The 14273-nt window shown below is 64.0% G+C and carries 14 protein-coding genes and 2 pseudogenes; 4 read left to right on the top strand and 12 right to left on the bottom strand.

All coding sequences use genetic code 11. The features are described from left to right. The 7 genes and pseudogenes from RMO18_RS04650 to RMO18_RS04620 form a co-directional block, all read right to left on the bottom strand. Positions 1-689: phage portal protein (locus RMO18_RS04650; RefSeq protein WP_309664222.1), on the bottom strand; the 689-nt coding region annotated here is incomplete at its 3' end. Positions 690-815: 126 nt separating this feature from the next. Then, a complete protein-coding gene (locus RMO18_RS04645; protein WP_309664221.1) occupies positions 816-2114 on the bottom strand; it encodes a terminase large subunit domain-containing protein in 1299 nt (432 codons plus the stop codon). After that, positions 2107-2406: a hypothetical protein gene (locus tag RMO18_RS04640; RefSeq protein WP_309664220.1), complete on the bottom strand. Its 300-nt coding sequence runs from the start codon at positions 2404-2406 to the stop codon at positions 2107-2109. The genes RMO18_RS04645 and RMO18_RS04640 overlap by 8 nt, the downstream gene beginning before the upstream one ends. Before the next feature lie 216 nt (positions 2407-2622). Next, a complete protein-coding gene (locus RMO18_RS04635) occupies positions 2623-3249 on the bottom strand; it encodes a class I SAM-dependent methyltransferase (protein WP_309664219.1) in 627 nt (208 codons plus the stop codon). A gap of 26 nt (positions 3250-3275) precedes the next feature. Further along, positions 3276-4454, bottom strand: coding sequence for an endolytic transglycosylase MltG (gene mltG, locus RMO18_RS04630; RefSeq protein WP_309664218.1), 1179 nt, complete (start codon positions 4452-4454; stop codon positions 3276-3278). Further along, positions 4454-5714 (bottom strand): annotated as a pseudogene (gene fabF / locus RMO18_RS04625) (beta-ketoacyl-ACP synthase II). Before fabF ends, mltG begins: the two are co-directional and overlap by 1 nt. Positions 5715-5948: 234 nt before the next feature. Beyond that, positions 5949-6890 carry an arginase family protein gene (locus tag RMO18_RS04620; RefSeq protein ID WP_309664216.1) on the bottom strand — a complete coding sequence of 314 codons (942 nt, stop codon included), beginning with the start codon at positions 6888-6890 and terminating at the stop codon, positions 5949-5951. Positions 6891-7176: 286 nt separating this feature from the next. Here RMO18_RS04620 and RMO18_RS04615 point away from each other — a divergent pair, with 286 nt between their 5' ends. Next, the gene (locus RMO18_RS04615; RefSeq protein WP_309664215.1) at positions 7177-7854 is read left to right on the top strand and encodes a helix-turn-helix transcriptional regulator; all 678 of its coding nucleotides are present in this window, start codon (positions 7177-7179) and stop codon (positions 7852-7854) included. A 121-nt stretch (positions 7855-7975) separates the two neighbouring features. Here RMO18_RS04615 and RMO18_RS04610 read toward each other — a convergent pair whose 3' ends face one another. From RMO18_RS04610 to fabD, 3 genes are all read right to left on the bottom strand, one after another. Next, positions 7976-8209: an acyl carrier protein gene (locus RMO18_RS04610; RefSeq protein ID WP_305569707.1), complete on the bottom strand. Its 234-nt coding sequence runs from the start codon at positions 8207-8209 to the stop codon at positions 7976-7978. Positions 8210-8390: 181 nt separating this feature from the next. Continuing rightward, positions 8391-9128, bottom strand: coding sequence for a 3-oxoacyl-[acyl-carrier-protein] reductase (fabG, locus tag RMO18_RS04605; RefSeq protein ID WP_309664214.1), 738 nt, complete (start codon positions 9126-9128; stop codon positions 8391-8393). A gap of 49 nt (positions 9129-9177) precedes the next feature. Further along, complete coding sequence (fabD, locus tag RMO18_RS04600; RefSeq protein WP_309664212.1) at positions 9178-10107, bottom strand: ACP S-malonyltransferase; 930 nt, start codon at positions 10105-10107, stop codon at positions 9178-9180. A 225-nt stretch (positions 10108-10332) separates the two neighbouring features. Here fabD and rpsF point away from each other — a divergent pair, with 225 nt between their 5' ends. From rpsF to rplI, 3 genes are read left to right on the top strand one after another with little or no spacing between them, the layout of a single operon-like run. Further along, positions 10333-10809 carry a 30S ribosomal protein S6 gene (gene rpsF, locus RMO18_RS04595; protein WP_309664210.1) on the top strand — a complete coding sequence of 159 codons (477 nt, stop codon included), beginning with the start codon at positions 10333-10335 and terminating at the stop codon, positions 10807-10809. A 29-nt stretch (positions 10810-10838) separates the two neighbouring features. Further along, positions 10839-11066: a 30S ribosomal protein S18 gene (rpsR, locus tag RMO18_RS04590; RefSeq protein WP_309664208.1), complete on the top strand. Its 228-nt coding sequence runs from the start codon at positions 10839-10841 to the stop codon at positions 11064-11066. A 12-nt stretch (positions 11067-11078) separates the two neighbouring features. Then, complete coding sequence (gene rplI, locus RMO18_RS04585) at positions 11079-11654, top strand: 50S ribosomal protein L9 (RefSeq protein ID WP_309664207.1); 576 nt, start codon at positions 11079-11081, stop codon at positions 11652-11654. 171 nt (positions 11655-11825) lie between these two features. Here rplI and tig read toward each other — a convergent pair whose 3' ends face one another. Both tig and RMO18_RS04575 read right to left on the bottom strand, forming a co-directional pair. Beyond that, the gene (gene tig / locus RMO18_RS04580; protein WP_309664205.1) at positions 11826-13160 is read right to left on the bottom strand and encodes a trigger factor; all 1335 of its coding nucleotides are present in this window, start codon (positions 13158-13160) and stop codon (positions 11826-11828) included. Positions 13161-13753: 593 nt separating this feature from the next. After that, positions 13754-14273, bottom strand: a pseudogene (locus RMO18_RS04575) (transposase); the annotation flags it as partial.

Below are 14273 nucleotides of genomic sequence, written 5' to 3'. Positions count from 1 at the left end.
GATTGCCCGTCTGCACCCTTGTAGATGATCGCGCCCGAGGGCCGTGCGGCATTGTCCAGCAGGGCCTTTGACCAGGCGCTGGCGCTGTTGTGCACGTCCACGGCCACCGCCGCCGCCTGCATTGGCGAGAACCCGTAATGGTCGTCCTGCGGATGAAAGCTGCGGATATGGCAGATCGGGCTGACCGGCCCGGTTACGTCAAACCGGTGCGTCCGCCCGCTGACCGTATAGTCATAGGCGACCGGCCAGCCGTCCGCCCCCGGCACCAGGTTCATCCGGTCAGACCGCAGCACGTGCAGCTCGCCCGGCAACATGCCCTCGCCCGGAACCGCCTCGATATAGGCGTTGCCCGACAGCAGCATGTGGCCATAAACCGCCTCCAGCAGTTCGGCCCGGCCTTGCGCCCCGTTCGGTCGGCTGATCAGGCTCAGCATCGGGTGCTGGTCATAGCGCCGCTCGCTGTCCTGACAGATCAACGGCAGTGCCGCCGCCGCCTCGGCGATCAACCGCACCACCCGAAACCCGATCGGGTTGCCCTGAAACCCGATCCGCGCCAGCGTTACCGCATCGCGCGGGCTCCAGGCCACGCGGCCGCTTGACCCCCAGGCCACCACCCGCCCCGTCGCCGACGCTTTTCGTTCAGGCGCTGCGGCCACTGGCCCGGCCTTCCGCAAGAAATCAAACACCATCTCGCCGCTCCTCTGAAACCTCGGGTCATGCTTACCCGCCCCCGGACCTTTGCAGGCCGGGACCAACCCCTAAGGGTTTCATCTGTCTACAAATATCCCCGCGCGGCGCGCTCCCGCAGCCGGGGCCTAGAGCGACCGCACCATCGGTCGCCCGATATGGCCCGCAGGGTCCACCATCAACTCGGTCAGCGCCCAGACCAGCGCGTCCAGCCGGTCCGGCGATCCGCTGCCCTGCCAGCCAGTCACCGTCATCTGGCACAACTGCGCCTCCAGCGCCTGCAGACCCCGCACATGGGCAACCCGGCCCTGCTCGTACAGCGCCGCCACCGGCTCGGCCCGCAGCATCTTGGACCGCGTCGCGTGCACCGCACGAAACGGCACCAGCGGGTCGATCATCCGCACCAGCCGCTCCACCAGATCGCCGCCCTGGTTCACTTCGGCCACCAACCGGTCCGCCTTGTGCCGGTCCATCGCCATCAGCGCCGCCCGCGCCCAGCCCTCGGGCGAAGCCCCTTTGACCGACGCATCCTCCAGCACCACCGCCCGCCACTGGCGCGGATCGCCCCGCGTATCGGCCCCCACGACGATAATCCCGCATTCGTCGCTGGTCTTGTTGGCCGTCACCGGCGGGTCCACCGCCACCACGATCCGTGTCACTGCAGGCGCCTCATCCACCCGGATGCGGTCCAACAGCTGCATCGACCACAGCGCGCCCTCATCTTCCTCGACCAGCACACCTTCCAGTTCCTGGCGGCCAAGCCGCGTGCCGCCATAGCGCGCCGCCACCTCAGCCAGGAACGATTCCGCCAGATAGGCCCGGTTCGCCTCGGTTGGTGCATGGGTGATCACCGACGACGGGTTTTTAAGGATCGCCTTCAGCACCCCCACATTGCGCGGCGTGGTGGTCACAACCGCGCGCGGCCCCTTGCCCAACCGCAGCGCAAACTGCAGCTGATCCCAGGTTTCCCCCGCCTTCTTCCACTTGCCCAGCTCATCCGCCCAGGCCGCGTCGAACTGCGGCCCGCGCAAACTGTCGGGGTCATGCGCGGAAAACACCTGCGCCACAGCCCCGTTCGGCCAGACCAGCTGCCTGCGCGCCGCCTGCCACTCCGGCCTGCGGTCGGGGGGCGAGCAGGCCAGAATGCCGCTTTCCCCCCTCACCATCACTTCGCGCACCAGATCCACCGTCTCGCCGACCAGCGCCACCCGGCGCGACCTTCCCGGATCGCCCGGTCCCGCCCCTTCCACCTCGGCGCGCACCCATTCGGCACCCGCCCGGGTCTTGCCAGCGCCGCGGCCCCCCATGATCACCCAGGTCTTCCAGGCGCCGCTTGGTGGCAACTGGTGTGGCAATGCCCAGAACTCGAACATCCAGGGCAGCGCCAAAAGCGCGTTCTGATCCAGCGAGGCCAGAAACTCAGTCACTGCCTCCGGCGCTGCGGAGGCAAGCCAGGCGGCGCCCGATTTCAACCCGTGCTGCGTCAAAGTCGAGTGCGCCACCGGCTCCGACCTGCCCGGCAATCTGCTTGCGGAGTTTGTCAACTTTCGCCCTTTCATCCAGCACATGTTGTGCGGTCGCGCGAAGATCGCGGATCGCTGACTGTGCGGCTTTCACTTCACTCATCTGCCCGGCGCGGATCGCGTGGATCGTGCGATGCAACTCTTCCGCGGCCATTCGGTACAGCTCTTCCGCCACTGCCAAAATGTCATCTGGCACGGCGTCTCCATCGGAGAGCCTGATTGTCATCTGCCTGCGCCACCCCTCATGCTGACCCCCCGGCACGAGCGAAATGCAAAAGCGGCCAACGGGTTTCCCCGGGGCCGCTCTGACACTTCTTCTAGCATGCCGTAATCTCTACCTTGGACCGTTCGCAAAGTCAAGATCAAAATTCAACGATGCCAATGGCTTAGCGCGCGGCACCTTTACCTTTTGTTAACTGCGCTTGCCCAGCAGCACCGACCGGCCGGCGCAGTCCTGATCGTTCGGCACAAAGTCCACCACCTTGATCCCGGCCGCTGCAAGCCGCATTCGATAGTCATCGGGCGCAAGGCTCGCGTGGTAGACCGCCTCACCGCAAACTTCACCCAAAGGCTCACCCGCCGCTGGCCCAACCGTCAACAACAGCGCGCCGCCCGGTGCCAGATGCCGGGCCAGCAGCGGGATCAGCGCCACCTGTTCCGACGGCGTCAGGTGAAAGAAGCTGTCCCAACCGATGATCGCGGCAAATTGCGCGTCAAGATCAAGCCCGCGCATGTCGGCGACAGCCCAGCGCTGATCCGGCATCCGCGCGCGCGCCAGCTTTATCATCGGCGCGGCGAAATCCACACCCAGCACGCGGCGGCCTTGCGCCACCACATAGCGTGCCACCGGCTCGCCTGCGCCACAGCCAAGGTCAAGCACCCATTCCCCCGGCGCAGTCATCGCCAGCGCGCGGTCGAGCCAGGCGGCTTCGTACAAATCGCGTGATCGCGCCGCATCCCAAGCTGCGGCCTGACGTTCGTAGACACCGCGCATTCCGGCGGCAGTCTTTCGCGGGTCAGTGTCAGCGTCGCGTTGCATGCCTACCCACCTTTGGTTGACCCGCGCTACTCCCCCTGCACGCCGGTCGCCGCTTCTTCGCCGCGCTGCGCCTCGATCTCGCGCCATTTGGCGACGTTCTCGTTGTGCTCGGCAAGGGTGGTGGCAAAGGCATGGCCACCCGTGCCGTCTGCCACGAAGAACAGATAATCCGTGGTGTCGGGGTTCAGCGCCGCCTCGATGCTCAACCGGCCAGGGTTGGCAATCGGCGTTGGTGGCAAGCCGTCGATCACATAGGTATTCCACGGCGTCTCGCGGCGCAGTTCGCTCTGGCGCAATCCGCGGCCCAGCACGCCTTCGCCCTTGGTGATGCCGTAGATCACCGTCGGGTCGGTCTGCAGCCGCATCCCGTCACGCAGCCGGTTGATGAACACGCTGGCCACCCGCTTGCGTTCTTCCGGTACCCCGGTTTCCTTTTCCACGATCGAGGCCATGATCAAAGCCTCTTCCGGCGTGTCATACGGCAACCCTTCCTCCCGCGCGGCCCACAGCTCGGCCAGGGTGGCGGTCTGCCGCTCAGTCATTGCAGCGATCACCGCACCGCGCTCGGACCCGCGCTCCACCTCATAGCTGTCGGGCGACAGGCTGCCTTCGGGCGACACAACTTCAACCGCGCCGGTCAGAAAATCCGCCCGTTTCAGCGCGTCCACCACCTGCCAGCTGGTCACCCCTTCGGCCAGCGTGATCCGGAACCGCAGGTCCGGGTCTTCGGCCACATCAAGATACACTTGCGGCGCCGCTCCAGCCGCCGGATCGAACTGGGCAACCTCGACATAGCTGTTGGTGACCGGGTCCAACTCGCGCAGGATCACATCCGAACTTGCCACCCCGATCCGAAAGTTGACATCCCGGCCGCAGGTCGATTGCCCGCCCGCCGTGATCGCCTGGAGAACTTCCGCCATCGAAGCGCCAGCCGGTATCAGATAGGCCCCGAACTTCAGGTCGCCCGACCGGTCGGAATAGTCCGCTCCGATCCGAAAGATCCGCGCATCGCTGATCGCACCGCGCTCTTCAAGCGAACGGCTGACCGCGCTCAGCGACGCACCGCGCTCCACCTGCAGGCAGATCGGGTCGGCCAACGGTCCGGGCTTGGCAAACTCATTGCGCCCCCAAGCCACCAATGTCGCCACGACGGCCAGGATCACGATGAACAGCGTCAGCGCATTGGAGGCGACGGATTTCCACATCAGCCGCTGACCCGACCCAGCACGAGGCTCGCATTGGTGCCGCCAAACCCGAACGAGTTCGACAACGCCACGTCGATCTTCCGCCTGACCGCCGCATTCGCCGCAAGGTTCAGCTTTGGCGTCACCGCCGGGTTATCCAGGTTGATCGTCGGCGGCGCCACCTGATCGCGGATCGCAAGGATGCAGAAAATCGCCTCCACCGCCCCCGCAGCCCCCAACAGATGCCCGATGCTTGACTTGGTGGAACTCATCACCGCCCCTGCCGCCGCATCGCCCATCAACCGCTCCACTGCGCCAAGCTCGATCGTGTCGGCCATCGTGCTGGTGCCATGCGCGTTGATGTAGTCCACATCGGCAGGTTGCAGCCCCGCCCGCTTCAGCGCCGCCGCCATGCTGCGATACCCGCCATCACCATCCTCGCTGGGCGCGGTGATGTGATAGGCGTCGCCCGACAGCCCATACCCCAGCACCTCGGCATAGATCCGCGCCCCGCGCGCCACCGCATGCTCATATTCCTCCAGCACCACGCACCCCGCACCCTCGCCCATGACAAACCCGTCGCGGTCCGCATCATAGGGGCGGCTCGCCTTGGTCGGATCATCCGCCCGCTTGGTCGACAGCGCCCGGCAGGCATTGAACCCGGCAATCCCGATCTCGCTGATCGGGCTTTCCGCGCCCCCCGCCACCATCACATCCGCATCGCCCCACTGGATCAGCCGCGCCGCATCGCCAATTGCATGCGCCCCCGTGGAACAGGCCGTCACCACCGCATGATTGGGTCCCTTGAACCCGAACCGGATCGACACCTGCCCACACCAGATTGATCAACGCCCCGGGAATGAAGAACGGGCTCACCCGCTTTGGCCCCTTTTCCTTGATCAACACCGCCGTCTCGGCGATCGAGGTCAAGCCCCCGATCCCCGATCCGATCATCACCCCGGTCCGGCAGCGCTCCTCCTCGGTTGCAGGCACCCAACCGGAATCCTGCACCGCCTGCACCGCCGCCGCCATCCCGTACAGGATGAAATCATCGACCTTGCGCTGCTCTTTCGGCTCCATCCAGTCATCGGGGTTGAACGTGCCCGCGGTGCCGTCGCCGCGCGGGATCTCGCAGGCATACTGCGTCACCACTGCCGAAGCATCAAACCGCGTGATCGGCCCCGCGCCGGATTGCCCGGCGATCAGCCGCTCCCAGGTCGCTTCGACCCCGCAGGCCAGAGGCGTCACCATCCCCAGTCCCGTTACCACCACACGACGCATAAGGTTCTCCCGCTCGACCGGCTTTTCAGCGTGATACACGGCCCCTTCCGGTGGCGCAACACACGCGCCTCGGTCCCGGCGTGCACCGGCTTGCCGCCGCCCGTCAGCCCCGCTCAGGACCGCCGATTTGCCCGACCTGCACCCTGTCAGCCCAAAGGGCGGCAACGGTGGCAAAACCCTCACACCGCATGCCGTGCAAGATCAACCGCCCTGCCTCGATCAGCGGACTGTCCCTCAGCCCTGCCGCGCCACAATGCCCATAACCGCCGCCAAAAGCTGCGCCGCCAGTGTGGCCCCCTGCCCGTCCACATCGCGTCCGGGCATGAACTCCACCATGTCGAACCCCGCGATCCGGCACCTCTCCGCCACCCCGCCGATCAGCTCCAGCACCTGCCAATAGCTCAGGCCGCCCGCCGTCCGCCCGATCACCGCCGGCATGATCGACGGGTCCAGTGCGTCCAGATCCAGACAGATGATCACCTCCGCCGCCTGCGGGATCATGTCCACCGCACGCCACACCCCGTCGCGCGCCACTTCGCCAGCCGGCACAAACGCCACGCCCCAGTCAACCGCATCCTGCGCATCCTCGATCCGGGCCGAACCGATGCCGCGGCTTCCCACCTGCACGATGCCCGCGATATGCGGCATTTCGCTGGCCCGCCGCATTGTCGAAGACAATCCCTGCCGCTCGCCCTCGACCTCGTCGCGCCAATCGATATGCGCATCGATCTGCAACAGCCAATAGTCCTTCCGCCGTGCCCCGAACGCCTCCAGCATCGGAATTGGCAACGAATCATCGCCGCCAATCAGCATCGGCACCGCGCCACGATCCAAAATCAGGCTCACTGCGCCAAAAATCCGCGCCCGGTTGCCTTCCGGATCGGCAATATCCTGCGGCAGATCGCCAGCATCCACCGCGCTGACCCCGGCGGGAAACACCGGCCCGCCCAGATCGAAATTCATGTGGCCCAGATTGGCGGCATAGGCCGCCCCAGCCGCCCGGATCGCCGCCGGTCCGCCCGCGCAATAGAACCCGACCGAGGGGTAAGGCGTACAGCCATCCGCCCCGATCAGCGCGATCCGCGCCGACAATCGCGCAAGGTCGCGGCAGCGCGGCAGACCGATGAAGGTCTCCGACGCAGCCGCCCCGAACATCGCGCCCAAATCTGCCGTCATCTTGTCCCCGCTCTTCCGCACCAGTCTGCCCGCAGCGGCTCGCGGCTGGCAAGGCTGACCGATCCAGCCCCCGCCCGACACAAGCGGCTCTCCGCCGCAACGAACCGATCCTTCGACCGGGATCGAAGCATTCAATCTCGCATTGCACTTCCCCATCAGAACCGCAAAGCGCTACAATCAGCCTCGAAACAGCTTCCTCTTCGCCAAATATCCCACGGGTGGTCCGGAGGGTGTGAAACCCTCCGGGGCCAGCCACAAGCGCGCCCCGGCCGCGAAAGGGCCCCGGATGAAAGAAGGCCCCGACATCGCCCGCATCGCCGCCCTGATCGGCGATCCCGCCCGCGCCAACATCCTTGGCGCGCTGATGGCAGGCCACGCCCTGACCGCAACCGAGCTTGCGGCCGAGGCAGGCGTCACTCCCCAGACCGCCTCAAGCCACCTTGCCCAGTTGACGCAAGGTGCCTTGCTTTCGGTGCTGGCCCAGGGCCGTCACCGCTATTTCACCCTGGCCTCGCCAGAAGTTGCCCGTGCCGTCGAGGCGCTGATGGGCCTTGCCGCCGCCGCCGGTCAATTGCGCCACCGTCCTGGGCCAAAGGATACCGCATTGCGCGCCGCGCGACGCTGTTATCACCACCTCGCAGGCAGTGCCGGGGTGCAGGTGCACGACAGTCTGGCACAGTCCGGCCATCTGACGCACGACGCTTCCGGCCTGCGCCTGACCGATGCGGGTCTGGCCCACCTGCGCGCTTTCGGCCTGATCCTCGACAGCAACGAAAGCCAGTGCCGCACCTGTCTGGATTGGAGCGAGCGGCGACCGCATCTTGGCGGCAAGGCCGGGCGCGCCCTGCTGCGCCAGATGCAGGCGCTGGGGTGGCTGCGCCCGCTCGAAGGCTCGCGCGCCCTGGTTTTCACTGCCCGCGGCCAAAGCGCCTTTGCCACGGCGTTCCCGGTGGCAAAAGGTTAAGACTTCCTGAAAGTTCGAAATCAACCCATTGATTCTGTTGAGACTGAAACTCTGTCCACGCGTGGACAAACAAAAAAAGCACCCCGAAGGGTGCCTTTTCCGAACCTGCAATCCCAAAGGATCAGGCGGCTTCCGAGATGAATTTCACCGCGTCGCCAAAGGTCTGGATCGTCTCGGCGGCGTCGTCCGGAATCTCGATCCCGAACTCTTCCTCAAAGGCCATGACCAGCTCCACCGTATCAAGGCTGTCCGCACCCAGATCATCGATAAACGAGGCCGTCTCGGTCACCTTGTCCTCCTCGACGCCCAGATGCTCGACGACGATCTTCTTCACACGGTCAGCGATATCGCTCATGTCATTTCCTCTACATGGTGCCGAAAATGCTCCGGCCTTGTCTCATAAGCCCGTTTCCGGGCGGTTTGCGCCGCAAACGCGACGACACCGAGGCACCGCCCGGCGATTTCCTGCGCGCCTATAGCAAGGGCAGCGCCGCATGGCAAACTCTTTCCAATGCGGGTCAGGAAACCCCGCGCCGTCACACCATATTCATGCCGCCATTCACGTGCAGCGTCGCCCCGGTCACATAACCCGCCTCGACCGACGCCAGATACAATACGGCCGCCGCAATCTCGGCCGGCGTCCCCATCCGACCCGCAGGCACCACACCCAGAATGGCCGTCCGCTGGGCGTCATTCAACTTGTCGGTCATGGCTGTCGCGATGAAGCCCGGTGCCACTGCGTTCACCGTGATCCCCCGGCTTGCCACCTCGGCGGCCAAGGATTTTGACATCCCCACCATCCCTGCTTTGGAGGCAGCGTAGTTCACCTGCCCCGCGTTGCCCGTAGTACCGACGACCGAACTGATATTGACGATCCGCCCCCAGCGCGCCTTCATCATTCCCCGGATCGCCGCCCGGCACAGCCGGAATGTCGAGGTGAGGTTCACATCAATCACCTCCGCCCAATCCGCGTCAGACATCCGCATCATCAGCCCGTCGCGGGTGATCCCGGCGTTGTTGACCAGAATATCCACCGATCCCATCGCTTCGGCCGCCCGTTTGACCAGGCCTCCGACTTCCTCGGCGATCGACAGGTTGCAAGGCAGGACATGCACCCTGTCCTGCAATTCCGCTGCCAGCGCCTGCAACGGCTCCACCCTCGTGCCTGATAGTGCGACCGCGGCCCCGGCCGCGTGCAGGACCCGCGCGATCTCGGCCCCGATACCCCCAGAGGCCCCGGTTACCAACGCCGATTTTCCGGTCAGATCAAACATCGTACATCCTTCTCGTTTTCATTAGACCCCGACCTCCCTGCCGTGAGCATCAGGCCTTTGCCGCCGCCACATCCTCGGGTGTGCCGACCGCGCGCGTTGTTGCCGTGGCCGCTGTCCGCTTGATCATGCCCGACAGGGCCTTGCCTGCGCCAACCTCCCAGAAATCTGTGACGCCAGCCCGCTCCATCCACAAGACGCTTTCCCGCCAGCGCACTGATCCCGTGACCTGCGCGATCAACAGATCGACAATCCGGTCAGGTTCGGTCACGGCTTCGGCGCGCACGTTCACCACCACCGGCACTATCGGCGCCGAAATGACCACCGCCGCCAGCGCCTCGGCCATCACAGCTGCGGCGGGTTGCATCAAGGCGCAATGGAACGGCGCGCTGACCGGCAGCAGGATCACGCGCTTTGCCCCCCTGGCCTTGGCAATCTCCAACGCCCGTTCAACCGCAGCCCTGTGGCCGGAAACCACCACCTGACCAGGGTCATTGTCATTTGCAGCCTGACATATTTCGCCCTGCGCGGCTTCGGCGGCAACTGCAACCGCTGCTTCGAAATCCAGCCCCAACAATGCCGCCATAGCACCAACGCCCACCGGAACGGCCTGTTGCATCGCCCGGCCACGGATCCGCAGCAATCGCGCAGTGTCAGACAAGCTGATCGACCCCGCAGCACACAGGGCCGAATACTCGCCCAAGGAATGCCCCGCCACGAACGCAACCTGCGTCATGCCAATCCCTTCGGCCTCCAGCGCACGCATCGCCGCGATCGAGGTCGCCATAAGCGCAGGCTGGGCGTTTTGCGTTAACGTCAATTCGGCAATGTCCCCCTCCCAGATCAGGGTCGAAAGCTTTTCTCCCAGCGCCTCGTCAACCTCGTCGAACACCGCGCGCGCGGCGGGATAAGCCTCCGCCAGCGCGCGACCCATGCCGATGGTCTGCGCCCCCTGCCCTGGAAAAACGAATGCGCGGCTCATGGTCGAGGTCCCCCTGTTTCCCCCGCAATAGCCGCTGACGGCCCGTTTCGCAATCTTTCGCAGGCTTGCTGCCAACCGCCCCAATCTGCTTGCATCGCGCAAGACGCACTGTATAAGGCCGCATCCTTGCAGCATTTCCACGCACCGGCGCAGCCTCTCGTGGACGGGCCGTTGCAAGGGTTTCGCCCGTCCTATGAAGCGCGCCCGAAACGGATCGGAGTACGCATGCCACTTTACGAGCATGTTTTCATCTCGCGTCAGGACTTGTCCAACACGCAAGCCGAAGGCCTTATCGAGCATTTCTCCACGGTTCTCGCGGACAACGGCGGCAAAGTCGTTGAAAACGAATACTGGGGCGTCAAGACGATGGCCTACAAGATCAACAAGAACCGCAAAGGCCACTATGCTTTCCTGAAATCCGACGCGCCTCCGGCCGCGGTGCAGGAAATGGAACGCCTGATGCGCCTGCATGATGACGTGATGCGCGTGCTGACCATCAAGGTCGACGCCCATGTCGAGGGCCCATCTGCCCAGATGCAAAAGCGCGACGACCGTGATGGCGACCGGGGTGACCGCGGTGGCTTTGGCGGTGGCGAGCGCCGCGAGCGCAGCTTCGGCGACCGTCCCGACCGGGGTGGTGACCGTGGCGAACGCCCGTCCTTTGGCGGTGAACGTCCGTCGTTCGGCGCCCCGCGTCGTTGATCCAGAGCTTGAAGAAAGGTCCATAAACCATGGCGAACAAACCATTTTTCCGCCGCCGCAAGGTTTGCCCCTTCTCGGGCGACAATGCACCGGCGATCGACTACAAGGACACGCGTCTGTTGCAGCGCTACATCTCAGAGCGTGGCAAGATCGTGCCGTCCCGTATCACCGCTGTCTCGGCGAAAAAGCAACGCGAACTGGCAATTGCCATCAAGCGCGCTCGCTTTCTTGCCCTGCTGCCCTATGCCGTGAAATAAGGAGCGACGCACATGCAAGTCATTCTCCTTCAGCGCGTGGCCAAGCTTGGCCAGATGGGTGAAGTTGTCAACGTCAAGGACGGCTACGCCCGCAACTTCCTGCTGCCACAAGGCAAGGCCCTTCGCGCCAACGAGGGCAACATCAAGTCCTTCGAGGCCAAGAAGGTCCAGCTTGAAGTCGTCAACCTCGAAACCCGCAAGGAAGCCGAGGCCGTCGGCGCCAAGCTGGATGGTCAGATATTCCTGATCATCCGTTCGGCCTCTGATGCTGGCGCGCTTTATGGCTCGGTCACCACGCGTGACGTGGCCGATGTCGCGACCGAGGCTGGGTTCGCCGTGAACCGTGGCCAGATCGTGCTTGACCGCCCGATCAAGGACCTTGGCATTCACACCGTGTCGGCGGTTCTGCACCCCGAAGTGATTGTGAAGGTCAAGCTGAACGTGGCGCGCTCGCCCGAAGAGGCGGAACTGCAGGCCTCCGGCAAGTCGATCCAGGACCTTGCCGCCGAAGCCGAAGCCGCAGCCGAGTTCGAAATCGCCGAACTGTTTGGCGACATGGGTGCGGCTCAGGACGGCGAAGACCTCTGATCCGCGCTGCAAGGCAGAATTCAAACCGCGCCCGGGCAATCGGGCGCGGTTTTTCGTTTGTCGGGCGCGGGGGTGACTGCAACCCACTGGCCGGGAACCGCTGCAGACTTCGCCGCAGAAATGAAAAGGGCCGCCCAATCGGGCGGCCCGCTTTCCCCCGAAAGGGAAAGCTTACATTTCGTCCATCGCCTCGATGGCCTTCTGCAGCTTTTCCTTCGAAATTTCCTTGTCGCTGACCTTTGCCAGCCCGACGAGGTGATCGACAACCTTGTCTTCAAAGATCGGCGCGCGCAGCTGCTGCTGCATCTGCGGGTTCTTCTGAACGAATTCAAAGAACTGCCGCTCTTGGCCCGGGTATTGACGGGCCGCAGCCAGCACGGCTTGCGTCATTTCGGCGTCAGAGACCGTCACTTCAGCCTTGCGACCGATCTCGGCCAGAAGCAGGCCCAGACGCACCCGACGCTCTGCCAGCGACTTGTGCTCGTCAGTTGGCTCAATGGCATCATGGTTGTGGCCATGATCTTCGGGATGTTCTTCATGCCACAGCTGATGCGCAATCTGCCCGGCCTCGGCATCTACCAGGTTGTCCGGAAGGTCGAACTTCACCATCCCGTCCAACTGATCCAGCAACGACCGCTTCATCACCGACCGCGCCGCGCCCTTATATTCTGCCTCAAGACGTTCGGAGATTTGCCCCTTCAGCGCGGCAAGATCCTCGGCACCGTATTTTTTGGCCAGCTCATCGTCGACTTCGGCGGGCTTTGGCTCTTTCACTGCTTTCACGGTGCAAGCAAAGAGCGCTTCTTTCCCGGCCAGGTGCTTGGCACCGTAGGCTTCCGGGAAGGTTACTTTGACTGCAACTTCATCACCAACCTTGGTGCCGACAAGCTGCGCCTCAAAGCCCGGAATGAACGAGTTTGAGCCGAGCACCAAAGGATAGTCTTCTGCCGTGCCGCCTTCAAATAAATCGCCGTCGACCGAGCCTTTGAAGTCGATTACGATCTGATCGCCGTCCTTGGCCTTGGCACCCTTCTTGCGGTCTTCAAATGCTTGCGAAGACGCGGCCAGATTGGCCAGCGCCTCGCCCACGGCGGCGTCATCAGCCTTGACGATCAGCCGGTCCAGCTTGATCTTGCCCGCGTCGATTTCCGGTATTGGTGGCAGGGCGTCATAGCTCATCTCAACGACAACGTCCTGACCTTCTTTCCAGCTGTCGCCGCCCGTCATCTTGACTTCGGGTTGCATCGCCGGGCGGTCACCGGTCTTGTCAAAATGGTCCTTCATCGCTCCGTCGATGGCTTCTTGCATCGCGTCGCCCATCATCCGGGTGCCGAACTGCTTCTTCAGGATCGCCAGCGGCACCTTGCCCTTGCGGAAGCCCTTGATCTCGACTTCGGGCTGCGCTTCGAGAAGCTTCTCCTGGACCTTCGCGTCCAGCTCCGCCGCCGTCACGGTGATCGTGTAGCCGCGCTTGAGGCCGTCTTTCAGCGTCTCGGTGACCTGCATTCTGGGATGTCCTTCCTGAAACTTCCGGGCGCATTCGCGCAATAGTGATGAAACGCCGGGTCTCTACACCCAGCGCAACTTTGCGCGCCTTCTAGCAAAGCTTTCGCGGCGACGTAAGGGGTATTTCTGCATGCCGCGGCTGGTACATCCGCAGATGATTCATGCCTTACTCGAGGGCGTTGCCGCACTCCGGCGAGGGTTGCAACCTGCAAGGCTCGCAAGCCTAACGCCGAACAGACCGAAAGGCAGGATTGGTGCGGGTGGGGGGCATTGAAATGCTCTACAACTAGAGATCACTGGCAGTCATACAGACTCAACCGTTTGAGTTTTTGTTGAAAGTCCGCATCAAGTCTGGTCTTCGCACTTCGTCGGCTATCAATCTCTCTCAGCTCATCCTATAACTAGGGGGGACATAAAGGGGGATCGACTTCAGCCGCCTGCAGAACAGACTAAGCGCAGTCAAGGTTCGGACCTGCGAGCCCGGCAAGTATGCGGACGGCGGTGGTCTCTGGCTCCATAAGCGGGAAGACGGCGGCAGAGGTGCTGTCAGACGAATGCGAACCAGTCTCCGTTACCCCAGCCCCACCTATCGATCAGGCAGCGAGCGGGCCGCGCCACTCGGCGAGAGCGTCGGCGCGGGTCTGTTTGTAGGTGTTGCGGTTCTGGAGATGGCGCTCCGTCGGAAAGTGGTTGTGGACCTAGGCATGGACTGAGGCGGACTTCTGCAGCGTTCGCATGCGCCGGAACCGCAACATCGCCCGCTCTCGTCGTCGGAACGGCAGGTGGGAGTTCTCCGCCCGGTTGTTGAGCCAACGCCCCATCTCGCGATCATCACTGCGGCCAAAGTCCTTCAGCGCGGCGCCGCACGACCTCAACCGATCGGTCACGATGGTCTCCGGGCGGGCGTGCCGCTTCATCGATTTCTTCAGGAATTTCAGCGCCGCCTTGCGATCTCGCGTCTTGGTCACGATGCTTTCCAGCACCTCGCATTCGTTATCGACAGCACGCCAGTGGTAGTGCGTCACCCCGTTGATCTACACGTAGGATACATCCCGGTGCCACTGCCTGTGGCGATGCGCGCGCATCGCCTCGACGCGCCTGCCCCTGTTCTCG

It is taken from the genome of Tabrizicola sp., assembly GCF_031377265.1.
GTDB lineage: Bacteria > Pseudomonadota > Alphaproteobacteria > Rhodobacterales > Rhodobacteraceae > JAUYQR01.
Note: the sequence above shows the minus strand (reverse complement) of the source record. Positions and strands in the feature narration are given on the sequence as shown.